The 15,921-nt window shown below is 61.9% G+C and carries 16 protein-coding genes; 7 read left to right on the forward strand and 9 right to left on the reverse strand.

Going from position 1 to position 15,921, the window contains the following annotated elements; all coding sequences use genetic code 11:
* Positions 1-33 precede the first annotated feature (33 nt).
* The 3 genes from hpt to dinB all read right to left on the reverse strand — a co-directional run bounded on the left by hpt (position 34) and on the right by dinB (position 2,073).
* Positions 34-570 (reverse strand): hypoxanthine phosphoribosyltransferase, encoded by a 537-nt coding sequence (gene hpt / locus AC4DF4_RS03730; protein WP_490046775.1) that lies wholly within the window; start codon positions 568-570, stop codon positions 34-36.
* Positions 571-621: 51 nt separating this feature from the next.
* Positions 622-882: an FtsB/FtsL family cell division protein gene (locus tag AC4DF4_RS03735; protein WP_490046776.1), complete on the reverse strand. Its 261-nt coding sequence runs from the start codon at positions 880-882 to the stop codon at positions 622-624.
* A gap of 150 nt (positions 883-1,032) precedes the next feature.
* On the reverse strand, positions 1,033-2,073 hold the full coding sequence (gene dinB, locus AC4DF4_RS03740; RefSeq protein ID WP_490046777.1) for a DNA polymerase IV: 1,041 nt from the start codon (positions 2,071-2,073) through the stop codon (positions 1,033-1,035).
* Between the two features lie 142 nt (positions 2,074-2,215).
* Between dinB and AC4DF4_RS03745 the strand changes: the two genes are divergently transcribed.
* Genes AC4DF4_RS03745 through AC4DF4_RS03755 form a run of 3 tightly spaced genes read left to right on the forward strand, consistent with a single transcriptional unit; the run spans position 2,216 to position 6,124 of the window.
* Entirely contained in the window at positions 2,216-3,250 is a 1,035-nt protein-coding gene (locus AC4DF4_RS03745; RefSeq protein WP_490046778.1) for an RING finger protein, read from the forward strand.
* A gap of 54 nt (positions 3,251-3,304) precedes the next feature.
* Positions 3,305-4,600 carry an SGNH/GDSL hydrolase family protein gene (locus tag AC4DF4_RS03750; protein ID WP_490046779.1) on the forward strand — a complete coding sequence of 432 codons (1,296 nt, stop codon included), beginning with the start codon at positions 3,305-3,307 and terminating at the stop codon, positions 4,598-4,600.
* A gap of 60 nt (positions 4,601-4,660) precedes the next feature.
* Positions 4,661-6,124 (forward strand): carboxypeptidase M32, encoded by a 1,464-nt coding sequence (locus AC4DF4_RS03755; RefSeq protein ID WP_490046780.1) that lies wholly within the window; start codon positions 4,661-4,663, stop codon positions 6,122-6,124.
* An 18-nt stretch (positions 6,125-6,142) separates the two neighbouring features.
* Here the strand turns inward: AC4DF4_RS03755 and AC4DF4_RS03760 are convergent, their stop codons facing one another.
* The gene (locus AC4DF4_RS03760) at positions 6,143-7,093 is read right to left on the reverse strand and encodes a hypothetical protein (RefSeq protein ID WP_490046781.1); all 951 of its coding nucleotides are present in this window, start codon (positions 7,091-7,093) and stop codon (positions 6,143-6,145) included.
* A gap of 36 nt (positions 7,094-7,129) precedes the next feature.
* On the opposite strand from AC4DF4_RS03760, the gene AC4DF4_RS03765 reads away from it, so the two are divergent.
* Positions 7,130-7,531, forward strand: coding sequence for a restriction endonuclease subunit S domain-containing protein (locus AC4DF4_RS03765; RefSeq protein WP_490046782.1), 402 nt, complete (start codon positions 7,130-7,132; stop codon positions 7,529-7,531).
* A gap of 75 nt (positions 7,532-7,606) precedes the next feature.
* On the opposite strand, the gene AC4DF4_RS03770 is transcribed toward AC4DF4_RS03765, so the two are convergent.
* The 5 genes from AC4DF4_RS03770 to AC4DF4_RS03790 all read right to left on the reverse strand — a co-directional run bounded on the left by AC4DF4_RS03770 (position 7,607) and on the right by AC4DF4_RS03790 (position 12,122).
* Entirely contained in the window at positions 7,607-8,338 is a 732-nt protein-coding gene (locus AC4DF4_RS03770) for a superoxide dismutase (protein WP_490046783.1), read from the reverse strand.
* A 45-nt stretch (positions 8,339-8,383) separates the two neighbouring features.
* Positions 8,384-9,319, reverse strand: coding sequence for an ROK family protein (locus AC4DF4_RS03775; protein WP_490046784.1), 936 nt, complete (start codon positions 9,317-9,319; stop codon positions 8,384-8,386).
* Between the two features lie 42 nt (positions 9,320-9,361).
* Positions 9,362-10,102 carry a type III pantothenate kinase gene (locus tag AC4DF4_RS03780; protein ID WP_490046785.1) on the reverse strand — a complete coding sequence of 247 codons (741 nt, stop codon included), beginning with the start codon at positions 10,100-10,102 and terminating at the stop codon, positions 9,362-9,364.
* Between the two features lie 3 nt (positions 10,103-10,105).
* Positions 10,106-10,555 (reverse strand): hypothetical protein, encoded by a 450-nt coding sequence (locus tag AC4DF4_RS03785; RefSeq protein ID WP_490046786.1) that lies wholly within the window; start codon positions 10,553-10,555, stop codon positions 10,106-10,108.
* Positions 10,556-10,652: 97 nt separating this feature from the next.
* Positions 10,653-12,122: an ammonium transporter gene (locus tag AC4DF4_RS03790; RefSeq protein ID WP_490046787.1), complete on the reverse strand. Its 1,470-nt coding sequence runs from the start codon at positions 12,120-12,122 to the stop codon at positions 10,653-10,655.
* A gap of 419 nt (positions 12,123-12,541) precedes the next feature.
* Here AC4DF4_RS03790 and AC4DF4_RS03795 point away from each other — a divergent pair, with 419 nt between their 5' ends.
* From AC4DF4_RS03795 to AC4DF4_RS03805, 3 genes are all read left to right on the forward strand, one after another.
* Positions 12,542-13,228, forward strand: a complete 687-nt coding sequence (locus AC4DF4_RS03795) for a TorF family putative porin (RefSeq protein WP_490046788.1) — start codon at positions 12,542-12,544, stop codon at positions 13,226-13,228.
* Between the two features lie 261 nt (positions 13,229-13,489).
* On the forward strand, positions 13,490-14,191 hold the full coding sequence (locus AC4DF4_RS03800) for a TorF family putative porin (RefSeq protein ID WP_490046789.1): 702 nt from the start codon (positions 13,490-13,492) through the stop codon (positions 14,189-14,191).
* A 137-nt stretch (positions 14,192-14,328) separates the two neighbouring features.
* A complete protein-coding gene (locus tag AC4DF4_RS03805) occupies positions 14,329-15,882 on the forward strand; it encodes a xylulokinase (protein ID WP_490046790.1) in 1,554 nt (517 codons plus the stop codon).
* The last annotated feature ends 39 nt before the right edge of the window (positions 15,883-15,921 follow it).

Consider the following 15,921-nt stretch of genomic DNA (forward strand, 5'->3'; position numbering starts at 1 on the left):
GGGGGGGGTGTTTTTCACCCCCCCCGCCACGATTTAGACGGTCGCGGAAAGCTTGAGCACTCCGACGTAAGGCAGGTTCCGGTATTTTCCGTTGTAGTCCAAGCCGTAGCCGACCACGAACTCGTCACCGATTTCAAAGCCCACGTAGTCGGCGTTGACCTCCTCGGCGCGCTCCTTGTCCTTGGCGAGCAGAACCGCGGTATGCACGGCCACGGCCCCTTCTTCCATGAGTCTTTCCGAGACCGCATGCAGGGTCCTGCCGGTATCGAGGATGTCGTCTAGCAAAAGGACATGCCGGCCCTTCACCTCCGGAAAATGGCGGTCGAGGAAATCCACCTTTCCCGAGCTTTCCACGCCGCCGTGATAGCTCGCCACGTTGAGGCACTCGATTTCGAGAATCCGCGGCACCCGCCGGAGCAGGTCCGCGGCGAAGACGAGGGCACCTTTCAGAAGAATGATTACCACCAAGGTTCCGCCCGGGAAATCCCGTTCGATTTCGAGAGCCATCGAGTCGAGGCGTTTCTCGATCACCTCCTCATCGATCAAAACCCGCTCGATATCGTTGCGCATGGACACGGGATAGAGCCTGCGGACCTGGTCGCCAAGCGGCAAAAAACGGCCTCAGCGACCGCTCTCAAACTTCAAGACCCGCTCGCCCGTGCGGTAGTAGTCCAAGCGGTCGCGGGCGTGGATTTCCAAAAACGCGGGATCTTCGCGCAAGGCCCGGTGCTCGATCTGATGGTATTCGCGATCCGCCAGAACCTTCTCCTCGCGCTCTTTGGCCAGCTTCAGCTTCGCTTCCAGCTTCTCTAACTCGCGTCGCTGCGGGAACGCCGTCGCCACCACCACGAAACCGATCGCCATGCAAAACACCACGAACACGATGCTCCCTGCCCCCCGGATCACCCGTGTCCGGGCCTCCAGGCGCGTCAACTTGACACTTGCCATCGATCGTTTCGCCATCGTCTGCACCCAGAAACCCTTAAAATCCAAGGACTGTCAAGCCAACTAGGCAATCAGCCATGGACACGTTCAGCCGAAGAACTCCATCTGCTGGGTTTCCCGCGGGTCTTCGAAGCGGATGCCGACGCCTAGCAGCCGGACGGCGCGGTTGTTGCCGCGGCGCCAGGCTTCGGCGAGGAGCTCTTCGAAAACGGCGGGCTCGACGAGGTGGCCGGCGCGCTCGGCGGTGGTGCGGTGGAAGTCGGCGAATTTCATTTTCACGACGAGCGAGCGGATGACGCGGTCGGGGTGGGATTTGGCGAGGTCCTCCATGAGGCCGTCGAGCATCCCGCTCATCGGCGGGATCAGGGCGGGCAGGTCCTGGATGTTTTCGGAAAAAGTGGTCTCGCTGCTAACCGACTTGCGGGTGCGGTCGGGAGTGACGGCGCGGTCGTCAATCCCGCGGCAAAGGTGCCAGAGCTCGACGCCCCATTTCCCGAAACGCCGGGAGAGTTCGATCTGGTCGAGCTGTTGGAGATCGGCGCAACTCTCGATGCCGAGGGCGCTGAGTTTCCCGCGCATTTTCTGGCCGACGCCCCAGATGCGGCCGACGGGCAGCGCGGCCATGAAGGCGGGGATTTCCTCCTCGGCGACTTGCTTCTGGCCGTTCGGCTTGTGCCAGTCCGAGGCGATCTTGGCGATGAGCTTGTTGGACGAAATCCCGGCGGAGGCGGTGAGGCCGGCTTCCTCGAAAATCTGCGCGCGGATCTCGCGGGCGACGGCCGCGCCATCGCTCTGGAGGTGGGAGACGTCGAGGTAGGCCTCGTCGAGCGAGAGCGGTTCGATGAGTTCGGTGAAGCGGCCGAAGATGGAACGGATCTGCGAGCTAACCGCCCGGTAGAGATCGAACTGGACGGGGACGAGCACCAACTGGGGACAAAGTTCGAATGCCTTGAAAACCGGCATGGCGGAGCGGCAGCCGAATTTCCGCGCCTCGTAGTTCGCGGTGGTCAGCACGCCGCGGCGGTCGCGGCCGCCCACGCCGACCGGCTTGCCGCGCAAGGCGGGATTTTCCCGTTCCTCGATGGCGGCGTAGAAGCAGTCCATGTCGATGTGGATGATTTTTCTCAAGGTGGCGGGCGGCAGTGTCGGGTTCGGCCGCGGGTAGATCCACCGGATTATTTCGCCGCGGAGGTATTTTTACCGGAGCTGTCCGAAAGATCGACAGCGGGAAAACCTTCGGCCATAGAGTCCGTGTTTCCCGCAACCGCCCATGGCCGAAGTGATCCAATTCAACTGCCCGTCCTGCGGGACGATGCTGCGCCTGCCGCTGGCGATGGCCGCGTGCCAGGGGCCGTGCCCGAACTGCGGCCGGGAAATCATCGCGCCCGATCCAGAGCGGGGGACCGGCGCCCATGAAGCGATCGCGGAAGTGGCCGTCCCGCCGGTGGTCGGAAAACCGCGGCGGAAGCCCCCGGTTTTTTCCTGCCTGCTAACGGGAGCGTTGGGTTTCGCGCTCGGCGTCATTTCAAATCAACACTTCGCGCAAACGCCGCCCGTGACTCCTCCGGTGAAAACGGAAGAACCGTTGACCATCGCGGAACCGCCAGCCCCCGCTCCCGCGCCGCCGAAGCCCATGATCGAAAAATCTCCGGAGCCACCGGCCAAGGCTTCCGCCGCGGCGGAAATTTCGTTGCGGGCGTTTCTCGATGCCCCGGACTGGGCGGCCCGCAGCGCTTACGTGCTGTTTCCCGAAAAAGTCCGCGGCGCGATGGAAGCCTACTCGCGCGAGGCTCCGGATGGACAGACCGCTTACAAATCCATCTCGGTGAAGCACAGCTACATCGACGAGCAAAACGGCAGCACCCTGCTCATTTTCTACGTGACCACGGAAACTTTTCCCTCCGGCATTCCGGTCGCGATCAAGGAAACTCCGGGCGGCTGGCAGGTCGATTGGCAGGCTTTCGTGGAATTCCGGGACCATCTCTTCCAAAAATTTGTCGACGGTCCGGCGGACCGGACCGGGCGCTTTCATCTGGTCGCCACCCTTCCGCCGGCGGAGCGGGCCGCGAAGACGGAGAACGAGCATTTTTCTTCCTATCTCATTCAGTCGCCGGTCGACGCGAAGCCGCAGCTCGCCTTCGTGAAGAAATCCTCGGAAATCTTCACCACGTTCGAGTCCGCCACCAAGGACGGCGCGATTTTCACCCCGCTGCTCGAAGTGGCGAAACGCCAGACCGCCGACGGCAAGAGCTACCTCGAGGTGCTCAAGGTGACGGCCACCGACTGGCTGCCGCGGGAAAATTAGCGACCCGTTTGATTGGCTTGCAAGGTCGGGTGGTTCCGGATCATTTCATCCGGCATGACCCGCACCCATCGACTTCTAACACTGGCCCTCGTCCTACCGCTCTCCGCCCGCGAACTGCCACCTCTGCCCGCCGAGCTCTCGGCCTACGTGCTGGCACCGGCCCCGGAAACCACCTCGCCGCTGCTCAAGAAAGGCGACCGCCTCGCGATCTGCGGCGACTCGATCACCGAGCAGAAACTCTACTCGGTCCTGCTGGAAACCTACCTGACCGCCTGCCTGCCTGAACTCGAAATCACCTGCCGCCAATACGGCTGGGGCGGCGAGCAAGCCGCTGGATTTCTCAAGCGCATGGAGAACGACGTGCTCCGCTTCCAGCCCACCATCGCCACGACCTGTTATGGCATGAACGATTTCCGCTACGTCCCCTACGACGAGGCGATCGCCGCGGACTATCGGAAAAACCAGACCGCGGTGATCGACGCGTTCCAGGGAATCGGCTGCCGTGTGGTGCTGGGTTCCTCGGGAATCATCGACTCCGCGCCGTCCTGGGTGAAGTCGGCCAAGGGCACCCAGCAGGATTTGAATCTCGCCCTCTCTCGCTTCCGCAACATCGGCGTGGAGGTAGCCAAGGCCGAGGACGTCGCCTTCGCGGATCTCTACCAGCCGATGTTGTTAGCCGATCATGCGGCGAAAAAGCAATACGGCCCGGATTTCAAAGTCTCGGGCAAGGACGGCGTGCACCCCGGCTGGGCGGGCCAGCTCGTCATGGCATACGGATTTCTCAAAGGCCTCGGCGTCAACGGCGATCTCGGCGCGGTGACTTACGACGAGGCCTCGGGCAAAGCCACCGCCGCTAACGGCCACGAGGTCATCGCCACGGAAGACGGCAGAATCACCCTCCGCAGCACCCGCCTCCCCTTCTGCGCCGGCCCCGGCCCGACCGACAAGGACGACTCGATCCGCGCGGGCCTCGCGCTGGTGCCCTTCGACGACGAGTTGAACCGTTTCATGTTCCGCATCGGATCGCCGAAGGCCGCGAGCTACACCGTCACTTGGGGCGACCAGAGCCGGGCTTACACTGCGGGCCAGTTGAAGGACGGCGTCAACCTCGCGAAGGATTTCGACAACAACCCACTGCTGCCCGCTTTCCAAAAAATCCGTGACGCGGTTTCCCAAAAGCAGGCGTATGAAACCCGCCAGATCAAGACGCTCGCCCACGGCCCGGAAGGCGCGGCGGATCTTGAGGCGACTTTCGCGCTCACCGAAAAAGCCCGCGCCCCGCTGGCAAAAGCCGTGTTCGACGCGAAACAACCCGCCGAGCACGTGATCACGATCACCGCCGCGCGCTGAAGCCGGTTTTCCGGAGTATTCAGGCTTTGCCTGTCTTCTGGAATCATTCACAAGTCCGCCATGCCGATTTTCGAAAAAGCCCGCGAACTCGCGGTGATTCATTCCTCCGCCGCCGTTATCGGCTGGGATCAGGAAACCTATCTGCCGCCCGCCGCCGCGAAATTCCGGGCGGACCAGCTCGCCTGGCTCTCCTCCCGCGCGCACGAACTCGCGACTTCCGAAGCTTGGAAAAGCGATCTCGAAGCCGCCGAGGCCACCGACGCGAGCACTGATTTCAAACTCACCGCCAACCTCCGCGAACTCCGCCGCGAGTTCGACCGTGCGACCAAATTGCCGGTCGAGCTCGTCGCCCGCGACTCGATCGCCAGCTCGCTCGCCAAGCACGCGTGGGCGGATGCCCGCGAGCGTTCGGACTTTTCCAGCTTCGCGCCGCACCTGGAAACCTTGCTCGGAATCGCCCGCGAAAAAGCGGAACTCTGGGGCTATACGAACGAACCTTACGACGCGCTGCTGGAAGGCTTCGAGCGCGGCACCAGCACCGCCGCCGTGGCTAACTTGTTCGATGCGATGCGCCCCGCAGTCAGGGAAACCGCGGCCCGCGCGGTGGAAAACTCCGCCGCCCACGCGCCAAGGTTGCCGGCTGGCCCCTACCCCGTCGCGGCCCAGCAGAGGTTCAACGCCCGCATCGCGGAAGCCATCGGCTTCGATTTCCAGGCCGGCCGAATCGACACCACCACGCATCCGTTCTGCACCACGCTCGGCCCGCGCGACGTGCGGCTCACGACGCGCTACATGGAGTCGGATTTCACCTCGTCGCTCTTCGGCGTGCTCCACGAAGCGGGCCACGGGCTCTACGAACAAGGCCTGCCCGCCGAGGATTTCGGACTCCCATCCGGCAGCGCCGTTTCGCTGGGCATCCACGAGTCGCAATCGCGGCTGTGGGAAAACCACGTCGGCCGCTCGCGGACGTTCTGGGAGCAATGGTATCCCGCCGCGCAGGAGAGCTTCCCGCAGCTCGCAGGATTTCCGTTGGAGAAATTCCTGCGCTACCTGTGGCGCGCCGAGTTCTCGCCGATCCGCGTCGAGGCGGACGAGGCGACTTACGACCTGCACATCCTGCTCCGTTTCGAACTGGAGCGGCGGATGGTCAGCGGCAGCCTGAAAGTCGCCGCCGTGCCCGCCGCGTGGAACGAGCTGTTCCGCGACCTGTTCGGATTCGCGCCCAAGGACGACCGACACGGCTGCCTGCAGGACATCCATTGGTCGATGGGCGGGCTCGGTTATTTCGCGACTTACACGCTCGGCAACATCAACTCCGCCCAACTCTTCGCCGCCGCCCGCAAGGACCCCAGCGTCGCCGCCGCGGTCGACCGCGCCGACTACCTCCCCCTGCTCGGCTGGTTGAGAAAATCCGTCCACGCCCACGGCGCGACGCTCGACCCCGCGGAACTCATCCGGCAAGCCACCGGCAGCCGGCCGACGACCGACGCCTACCTCGTCCATCTCAAATCCCGCTATCTCTGAGATCCGGGAGGCCGGAAATCAGAGACTGACACGCAGGCGCATGAATTTCTTCGGGTCCGTGCCGCGGGGGATCGAAGCGCTGCGCGCGTTACCGTTCGGAACAATGGTGATTCCGTTTGTCTGCCATTCAGTCAGGTTTGTGGACCACTCCGGTTGATAGATCACATCAGTCCGCGGTGCCTGATAGTTCAATACCAACTCGCCGCCCGCGAGCTGCAATGCTGGCAGCCCCGCTTGTGGATTCGCCGCTTGGGGTTCGATCCCAAGACTATAAGCCAGCAGATTTCCGATGCCGACACCGTAGGGATCAGCGCTTGGCTGGGCGTTCGCTCCGGTCAATCCATGTTCCGTGAGCCAGAACTCGAAGGTCTGGTTCACGGTGACCGGGAGATTGCCCGTGACCGTCGAAGTGCCGGAACTGGTGATGGTAACGGATAACAGGTAGGTTCCGGATTTACTGAAGCTTGCAGCGGTGTTTTTTGCGGCGTTGGTTCCGTTCACGCTGAATACCACCGGCGCGGGAGGAGTCCCGATCACCCCCCAAGTATAGGTCAGGCCCGCCTCCCCGGCTTCGGTCGCCGCCGTCACGGCGAGTCCGGCGCTTCCCTGGGTGACGGGGTTCGGAATGGCTGCAGGGCCGCTTAGGATGGTGATCCCCGCGAACTCATGGGCCCTGATGTCATAGGCCCCGCCCTGCGGCAAGGTGTTACCATAAAAATCCCGCGATCCGGGCGACACGCCGAAGAGCGCGAAGAGATCCAGGCCGGTGTTGATCATCGGCGAAGTGGAATTCAAGCGGTAGGCGCTCGGTTGGTTGAGTAGCGCTGGGTTGCCAATCGTGCCACCGTTCCCGGGACTGCTGAGCAGCGGGTCCACTGTAGAACCGGTGTTGGCACCGCCGAGTTTCTCCTGCTGGGTCGCACTTCGCCATGCCGCGAGCGTGGAATAAGTGCTTGTGCCCCATTTCATGGCAAAGGCCGCACCACTGGACCAGTAGTTGTTTCCTTGGAACAACAGACTGCCGGCGGTTTCCCCCTCGGATTGGAGGACAACGTTCTCTCGCTCAGCTACGGAAACATCATCAGGCGCAATGTGGAGGACAACTTCGGATTGATGCCCGAATCGTTCAACACATACCAAATCGTCAAGTCCGGCGACGTCATTCTCCGGCTAACCGATCTTCAAAACGACAAGCGAAGCCTGCGAGTGGGTCTCGCCAAGGAAGGCGGCATCATTACCTCTGCATACCTGAGCCTTCGTGGAAAATCGGATGTCGACCCATCCTATCTTTATCAACTTCTTCACAGCTACGATACGACCAAAGTGTTTTACGGCATGGGCGGCGGGCTGAGGCAATCGATGAAGTTTGAAGACTTTAGGAGATTGCCAGAATCAAACAGAAGCTGAGGAGCCGAAAAGGCGCTATAAAGACTGGACCATTTTACCACCACTGCCAGTGACACCCGCGTTGCGCGACCAGAGCTAGGCTTTGAAGCGCTCGGAAACCGCGGGCCAGTTGACGATGTTCCACCAGGCGGCAATGTAGTCGGGGCGGCGGTTCTGGTAGTGGAGGTAGTAGGCGTGCTCCCAGACGTCGAGGCCGAGGAGCGGGGTGCCGAGGTCGGCGTCGGGGACGAGGCCGTTCATCGCGGGATTATCCTGATTGGCGGTGCTGGTGATCTTGAGCTTGCCGTCTTTGACGATGAGCCAGGCCCAGCCGGAACCGAAGCGCTTGGTGGCGGCCTCGCCGAAGGATTTCTTGAAGGCGTCCATGGAGCCGAACGCGGCGGCGATGGCGGCGGTTAGTTCGGCGGAGGGCTTGCCGGATTTTCCCGCCGGGGCGAGGGTTTTCCAAAAGAAGTCGTGGTTCCAATTTCCGCCGCCGTTGTTGCGGATGGTGGTGCGGAGGGCTTCGTCGCCGATGGTGGGAAGGCTGGCGAGCAGTGATTCGAGCGGTTGCTTGGCGAGCTCGGCCGCGGTGGCGAGGGCGGTGTTGAGATTGTTGATGTAGGCGGCGTGGTGTTTGCCGTGATGGATCTCCATCGTCCGGGCGTCGATGTGCGGCTCCAGCGCGTCGAACGCATACGGCAGGGCGGGAAGCTTGTGGACCGGGACGGTTTGCGCGCTGGCGGCGTGGGGAAGCAGGGCGGCGGTGGCGGCGAGGGTGCCGAGTTTCACGAAATGACGGCGGTCGAGGGGGTGTGAATTTTTCATGGTCGGACTAGCTAAGCGGGGCGGGAGGAAAATTCAAACCCTGATTCAAATGGCTTCGCGGGCGAGGGCGGCGGCACCGATGGTCCCGGCCTCGTGGCCGAAGGCGGCGGGCAGGATCCGCAGGTGGTCTTTGAAAGGACCGGAGAGCTGCGCCAACAGGTTCGCTTCGAAGGATTTGAAAAGGAGCTCGCCGGCACGGGCGACGCCGCCGCCGATGACGATGGCTTCGGGATTGAGGAGCCAGCAGCAGTTCATGGCGGCGGTGGCGAGCATCCTGCCGATTTGGTCCCACTGGGCGAGGGCGACGGGATCTCCGAGGTGGGCGGCGGCGGCGAGGGCGGCGGGTGAGCACTCGTCGAGGGCTTTTTGAATGCCAGCCGCGAGGTAGGCGTCGTGGGCCATCGCGGTGATCTCGCGATTTCCGACATAGTCTTCGAGCGCGCCGAGATTTCCGTAATGGCCGGGTCTTCCCTGATAGTCGATGGAAGTCTGGCCGATTTCGCCCGCGCCGTGGCGGGCGCCGCGGATCATCTGACCGTTGGCGATGATCGCGCCGCCGACACCGGTGCCCAGGGAGATGAAAACGACGTGCTGGAAGCCGCAGCCCGCGCCGCATTTCCACTCGGCGAAGCCCATGCAGTTGGCGTCGTTCTCGACGACGACGGGCAGGCCGGTTGCCTGTTGGAGGATTTCCCGGAGAGGGATGGAGGTCCAGCCCGCGACATTGGTGAGATTGTAAACCAGGCCGGCGTCGAAATCGACGAAGCCGGGCATGCCCACGCCGATGGCGGCGATGCCCGGATGCCTGGCCCGCAAGTCTTCGACCACGCGGATCATGGCGGCGATCAGCTCGTCAGGGCCGGTGAATTCCTGGGTGGCGATGGGCGGCGCGTAGTCGATGATGTGGCTTTGGAACACCACGGCGATTTTCACCGAGGTTCCGCCAAAATCGATGCCGATGGTCAGGGGGCTGTCAGGCATGGCGGGAGGAGAGGTATCGGATGGGATTGAAATGGCACGTATTTAATGACCAAACACGCGGACGGCCACTTGGCGGAGGCCGTCGAGGGTGATGTCCGGATCGACCGCGTCGATCTCGGGCAAGCCGCGGGCGATGAGGGCCGCGTCGCCGCCGGTGGCGATGATTTTCGGCTTGCCGGGGAGCTCGGCGCAGATCCGCGCGAGGATTTCCCGCACCAGCCCGCGGTAGCCGAAAACGGCGCCGACCTGCATGGCGTGGACGGTGGATTTGCCGATCGCGGACATGGGCTCGACGAGGTCGATCTCGGGAAGCAACGCGGTTTTCCGGGAAAGATAGCCGGACATCGCGCCCAAGCCGGGGGCGATCACGCCGCCGCAGTAGGCGGGTTCGGCGGAAATGACGTCGAAGGTCACGGCGGTGCCGAAATCGATGATGACGGCGGGAACGCCGTGGCGGGTGAGGACGCCGGCGGCATTGGCGAGGCGGTCCGCGCCGATCTGCGAGGGCAGCGGATAGTCGATGCCCATGCCGAGCGGGCTCTGGTGATTGAGAAAATGCAGCGGGTATTTCTCCTCGAAGCGGGCTCGGAGGATCGCGGCCTTTTCCGGGACGACGGAGCAAACCATCACGGCGTCGAAGCGAATTTCCGCGAGCAGCGCGGCCAACGAGTCGGGAGAGATTTCAGCGGTCGACAGCACGTCCCGCCACGGCAGCAGGTGGTCGGCGTCGCCGAGGGCGAATTTCGTGCGGGTGTTCGAGTTGTCGATCAGGAGCCAGGCCATGGGTCACCATTGGTTGGTGGTGAAGTTCTTGTAAGCGGAAGTCGCGAGTTCGGGGACGGTGTTTCCGGCTTTGACCAGGAGTTTGCCGTCGTTCAGATGCAAGGTGAGAGGGCCGGCGAGATCGGCCGGTTCGAGCCAGAACTTGAACCAGATCTCGGTGGTCCCCTGCCCCTCGGTTCCGGCGAACGTCGTGTCGGCGGGTTCGTGGGTCGCGCCGGCGGCGGTTTCGAGGCGGACGGGTTTCTGGAGATCGTGAGTCATCCCGGGGTTCACTTTGAGGCGCACATCGATCCAGAAATAGGATTGATCGCGGGTCACCAGGGTTTCCACGATCTTGCAGCGCGCCGCGGGATCCGGCCGCCACGCGTATGGCCGGAACCAGCTCCAAGCCGCGAACGCCGAGGAAATCAACAGGCAAGCCAACAGGGAGTATCGCAGGATCTGACGCTTCACGCGGAGAGAGGAAACTGATTGGGGCGGTGCTGCAAACGAAAACGGGCTGACCGTTTCCGGCCAGCCCGTGGGGGGATTCAACAACCTCGTGTGGAAATCAATGTTCGTAGCCCACTTCGCCGTGCTCGGCGAGATCGAGGCCGGCTTCTTCGACTTCCGGTGCCGGGCGGAGACCGATGACGGCTTTGACGATGTAGGCGATGATGGCGGTGGCGACCACGCTCCAGACGATGGTCAGGCCGACGGCTTTGAATTGCTCCAAGAGCAAACCATCCTTGAGTGGTCCGACCACCGAGTTGGCCTTCTCATCGGCAAAGATACCGGTGAGGATCGCGCCCAAGGTGCCACCCACACCGTGGATGCCGAATGTGTCGAGAGCGTCATCGTAGCCGAGCAATTTCTTGAGGTAGGCCACTGCGAGGAATGGAATCACCCCGGCGAGAACGCCCATGATCATTGCGGAACCGGTGGTGACAAATCCGCAAGCGGGAGTGATGACAACCAGGCCGGCGACGATGCCCGAGCAGAAACCAAGAACACTTGGCTTGCCTTTGAAGATCCATTCAATGAGCGCCCATGCAAGGCCGGCGGTGGCGGCGCAGAGGGTGGTGGTGGTGAAGGCGTTGGAGGCGATGGCGTCCGCACCGAGCGCGGAGCCGGCGTTGAATCCATACCAGCCGACCCAGAGCATGCCGGTGCCGACCATACAAAGAACCATGCTGTGGGGAGCCATCGACTCCTTGCCGAGTCCTTTGCGCTTTCCGAGAATCATGCAGAGCACGAGAGCGCTCCAGCCGGAGGTCATGTGAACCACGGTGCCACCGGCGAAATCGAGCGCCTTGATGGCGGCGGTGGGGTTAAGCGGGCCGCACATCAAGCCGGTCGCGGACCAGACCATGTGGGCGAAGGGGAAATACACGGCGAACATCCAGATCACCACGAAAGCCATGATGGCTGCGAACTTCATCCGCTCGGCGATGGCACCGATGATGAGCGCCGGAGTGATGATCGCGAAAGTCAGCTGGAACATGGCCCAGATGCTGTCCGAAATCCACCAGTAGCCGGCTCCGGTGTTGCCCGGCTCCACGCCCTTGAAGAGAGCCATGCTGAAGTCGCCGATCAGGGAATTTCCCGCGCCGAAGGAGAGCGAATACCCGCAGAGCCACCAAATCGGGGTGACCACGCAGGCGATTCCCAAGCACTGGGCGAGGACGGAAAGCACGTTCTTGCGGCGGACAAGACCACCGTAGAACAGCGCCAGACCCGGCAAGGTCATGAACAGGACGAGCGCGGTGCTCACCATTTGCCACGCGTTGGCTCCGGGACCCGGACCTTTCACGAGCGACTCGGCACCGCTCGCCTTCTCGGGACGGGCTGCGTTGTTCATGTAGGCCTCCACGTCAGCCAGGCGTTCCTCGAGCGTGGGCGCAGGCGCAGCGACTGTTTCCGCGACCGGCGGGGGCGACGCCGCATCCTGCGCATGCGCGGTGTGGGACAGAGGAATGGCGATGAGCGCGATGGCGGCTGCCGTGAGGGCTCGGATTTTATTGAGATGTCGACGGGTCATGGTGGTCAGAGTGGGTCGGATATTTGATTGCTTGGTCCCGACGATTCCAAATCTTCGAGGCTTGAAATAGGATTAAGCAAACACCGTGCCAAATTCAAAAACTCCTGCAATCCGCTGACATCACACTTCATCTAGCACGAAAAACTGCAGAAATATCCGGTTCTTGCTTGCCAGCGCCAGCCCCCGCCCCTAGTCCCCGCGGCGTCGGGACGCTGATCCGCATCAAAATAATTCTGGACAATTACTTCGGAAAGGTAAACCTTTCGCCCAACGGAGAGTTTCCAGCGTGACATCTGACATGCGGGACGCTACATCCGACATTGCTCCTGTCTGTTCCGCAACCCGGCGCAGCAAGGACGCAAGCAGCAACCGAAAACCAACACAACAATATGCAAAACTACTGCAAAACCATTGGCGCCTTGGCCGCTGCCTCCGCCCTTGTGGCCGGCAACGCTAACGCGGAAGTCGAATACGAACTCCACACCGGATACTCCAGCGAGTATCTTTACCGTGGTGTCATCCTCGGTCAAAGCCTCGTCGAAGCAGGCGCGGACGTCAAAACCGAAGCTTTCGGCCTCGGACTGAGCGCCGGCGCTTGGTATGGCTCTTTTGACAATGCAGCCGAGAACATCAACGAGTTGGACCTCTACACCGAAGTCTCCAAAGATCTCGGCTTCCTCACGGGTTCCGTCGGCTATATTTACCGCAACTTCGACGATGGAAATGACAACGAAGGATCTGGTGAAGTTTACTTCGCCGTTTCCCGCGATCTCGGTTTCGCCAACGCGTCCCTCACCTACTACTGGGGTGTGGACGATATCGAACAAGGCAGCACCGAAGGCTACACCGAGCTGGCGCTCAGCCGCAGCTTCGAGCTCAGCCCTTGCTTGAGCCTCAACGTGGGAACCAACGTCGGCTACCTTGCCGATGATGGTGAATTCACCGCTTGGACCACCAAGGTCGCCCTTGACTGGGGCTTTGCAGAACACGCCAAACTGTCGCCATTCGTCGCAGTGTCGGTCGGTCTCGGCGAGCAAAACAACACCCTCTGGGTGCAGACCGACAACGAAGTTGTTGGCGGTGCCATGCTCAGCGTCGGCTTCTAAGCTGACCCGAGGTCGCAAGACTTCAATATTTAATTCAAGAGCGGTCGCGCAAGCGGCCGCTCTTTTTTTGTGGGCATGAAGATCCGCACGGCGACCTCAATCCCACGAAGACGACCCGCCTGTATCCACGCAGAAAAAAATACACTACTAATGTCTGCAGCCATCATCTGGCACGCAGTATGCTAAATCCAGCATGTGCCTTTCTGTTCCCCAACGGAGCAGCCGAGGTCGAAAGCAACAACCGAAGACCAACACCACACTATGCAAAACCACTTCAAAACCATCGGGGCATTGGCCGCCGCCGCCGCCCTTGTGGCCGGCAACACCCAAGCGGAAGTCGAATACCTCCTCCACACCGGCTATTCCAGCGAATACCTGTGGCGCGGCCAAGACCTTGGCAACGCCCTCGTCGAAGCCGGGGTAGACGCCAGCACCACATGGAACGGCGTGGGCCTGAGCGCCGGCGCTTGGTATGGCAGCTTCGAAAACACAGGATCGAATGTCGACGAACTCGATCTTTACGGCGAAGCCTCCAAGGACTTCGGCTTTCTCAAGGGATCGATCGGATACATCGCCTACCAATACCCGAATTCAAACGCCGATACCGCTCAGGAAGTCTATTTCGGAGTCTCCCACGATTTCGGCTTCGCCGACGTGTCGCTCAAATACTTCTGGGACGTCGAAGTTGACAACGATGGCTACACCGAATTGGGACTCAGCCGTGCTTTTGAAATCAACCCATGCCTCTCGCTGAATGTCGGCACCAATGTCGGCTACCTCATCGAGGAAGGCGACTGCACCGCATGGACGACCAAGGTCGCTCTTGACTGGGGCTTCGCCGAACACGCCAAGCTGTCGCCGTTCGTGGCCTTCTCCGTCGCCCTCAGCGATGAGCCGACTACCCTCTACGCCGGTTCAAGTAACGAACTCGTCGGTGGTTGCATGCTCAGCGTCAGCTTCTGATTCCCCCCCAAGAGCACGAGACATTGAGCTCGAGCCAAGAGCGGTCGCGTGAGCGGCCGCTCTTTTTTTATATCACCGAGGCCATACGGCTTGTGGTTTTGACTTGGAAAAAAAACCGATGCTGGCAAAAATCACGCATGTTCCTCGGCCTTGATTCTTCCACCCAGTCCATCACCGCAGTCCTGATCGATCCCGAATCGGGACAAATCGCCTGCCAGCTTTCCGTCAACTTCGGAGCGGAATTCCCGAAATACCATTCTCCAAGCGGATTCATTCCCGGCGGCAAGGATGGCGAAGTCCACGCAAACCCGTTGATGTGGCTTGAGGCGCTGGATTTGCTGCTCGCCCGGCTGTCCTCCGCGACGGATCTTTCAAAGGTGAAACTGATCGCCGGGTCCGGCCAACAACACGGCTCGGTCTATCTGGACGCCACTTTCGACGCCCGCCTCGCCAAGCTCGATCCCACCCTCGACCTTGCCTCCCAGCTCTCCCCCGCCCTGACCCGCACGACCTCGCCAATCTGGATGGATACCTCGACGGGAGCGGAGTGCGCGGAAATCACCGCTGCCCTCGGCGGCTCCGCGGAAGTCTGCGCCCGCAGCGGCTCGATCGCCATCGAACGCTTTACCGGTCCGCAAATCCGGCGCTTTTACAAATCCGATCCAGCGGCCTACGAGCGCACCAGCCACATTCATCTGGTCAGTTCGTTCATCGCTTCGGTGCTCTCCGGAAAATCCGTGCCGATCGATTTCGGCGACGGTGCCGGGATGAATCTTCTCAACCTTTCCAAGCTCGACTGGGACACCGACTTACTGGCCGCGACCGCGCCCGATCTCGGGACGAAACTCCTTCCCCCGGCCGCAGCGACGACGCTCCAAGGCCGGATTTCGCCGTATTTCATCAGGAAATACGGCTTTGCCGAAAACTGCCGCACGGCGCTTTTCACCGGCGACAATCCGGCATCCTTGGTTGGCATGGGCGCGACGACGCCCGGCAACGTGGTGATCTCCCTCGGCACCAGCGACACCTTCTTCGCCGCCATGCCGGGGCCGAAAACCGACCCGAACGGCTTCGGCCACGTCTTCGGAAATCCGGCCGGCGGCTTCATGTCGCTGATCTGTTTTCGCAACGGCTCGCTCGCCCGTGAAGCCCTGCGCGACAAGCTCGGCGCGGACTGGTCGGCGTTCGACCGTGAAGCACTTGCCGGCACGCTCGCATCGGCCGGAGAGAATTTGATGCTGCCGTTCTTCGGCCCGGAAATCACCCCGCGGCACGATTTCACGGGGCCGGTTTTGCAGGGTTCCTCCGCTTTCGAGTCCGGCACCGATCCCGCGCTGCAAGTCCGCGCGCTGCTTGAGGGACAATTCCTCAACATGCGCCTTCATTCGGAATGGATGGAAGTGAAAACCGAGCGCATCCGGCTCACCGGCGGCGCCGCCAAAAACGACGGCATCGCCCAAGTCGTCGCCGATGTTTTTCAAGCGCCCGTCGAGCGGTTCGATGTCTTGAACTCCGCCGCCTTGGGTGCAGCGCTGATCGCCGCCGTGGCGGACGGTCACGACTTACCGGCGCTTCAGGAAATCTTCTGCAAAGCCGCCGCCGGTTCCTCACTCCAGCCGAATCCATCGCTAGCCGGCACTTATCATGCCGCGCTCGAACGCTTTAAGAAGCTTCTCAATGCCAGTCGCTGAGAGGAATACAGGCGAATGTTTGACCAATCCTGACTTCTC

This window comes from Luteolibacter sp., from assembly GCF_058122085.1.

Bases quoted from the DNA above. Each gene is read 5' to 3' on its own strand.
- AC4DF4_RS03755 (WP_490046780.1), top strand. From the start codon at position 4,661: ATGCCGATTTTCGAAAAAGCCCGCGAACTCGCGGTGATTCATTCCTCC.
- AC4DF4_RS03775 (WP_490046784.1), bottom strand. From the start codon at position 9,319: ATGCCTGACAGCCCCCTGACCATCGGCATCGATTTTGGCGGAACCTCG.
- AC4DF4_RS03745 (WP_490046778.1), top strand. From the start codon at position 2,216: ATGGCCGAAGTGATCCAATTCAACTGCCCGTCCTGCGGGACGATGCTG.
- AC4DF4_RS03805 (WP_490046790.1), top strand. From the start codon at position 14,329: ATGTTCCTCGGCCTTGATTCTTCCACCCAGTCCATCACCGCAGTCCTG.
- AC4DF4_RS03780 (WP_490046785.1), bottom strand. From the start codon at position 10,102: ATGGCCTGGCTCCTGATCGACAACTCGAACACCCGCACGAAATTCGCC.
- hpt (WP_490046775.1), bottom strand. From the start codon at position 570: ATGCGCAACGATATCGAGCGGGTTTTGATCGATGAGGAGGTGATCGAG.
- AC4DF4_RS03790 (WP_490046787.1), bottom strand. From the start codon at position 12,122: ATGACCCGTCGACATCTCAATAAAATCCGAGCCCTCACGGCAGCCGCC.
- AC4DF4_RS03800 (WP_490046789.1), top strand. From the start codon at position 13,490: ATGCAAAACCACTTCAAAACCATCGGGGCATTGGCCGCCGCCGCCGCC.
- AC4DF4_RS03750 (WP_490046779.1), top strand. From the start codon at position 3,305: ATGACCCGCACCCATCGACTTCTAACACTGGCCCTCGTCCTACCGCTC.
- AC4DF4_RS03760 (WP_490046781.1), bottom strand. From the start codon at position 7,093: ATGAAATGGGGCACAAGCACTTATTCCACGCTCGCGGCATGGCGAAGT.
- AC4DF4_RS03770 (WP_490046783.1), bottom strand. From the start codon at position 8,338: ATGAAAAATTCACACCCCCTCGACCGCCGTCATTTCGTGAAACTCGGC.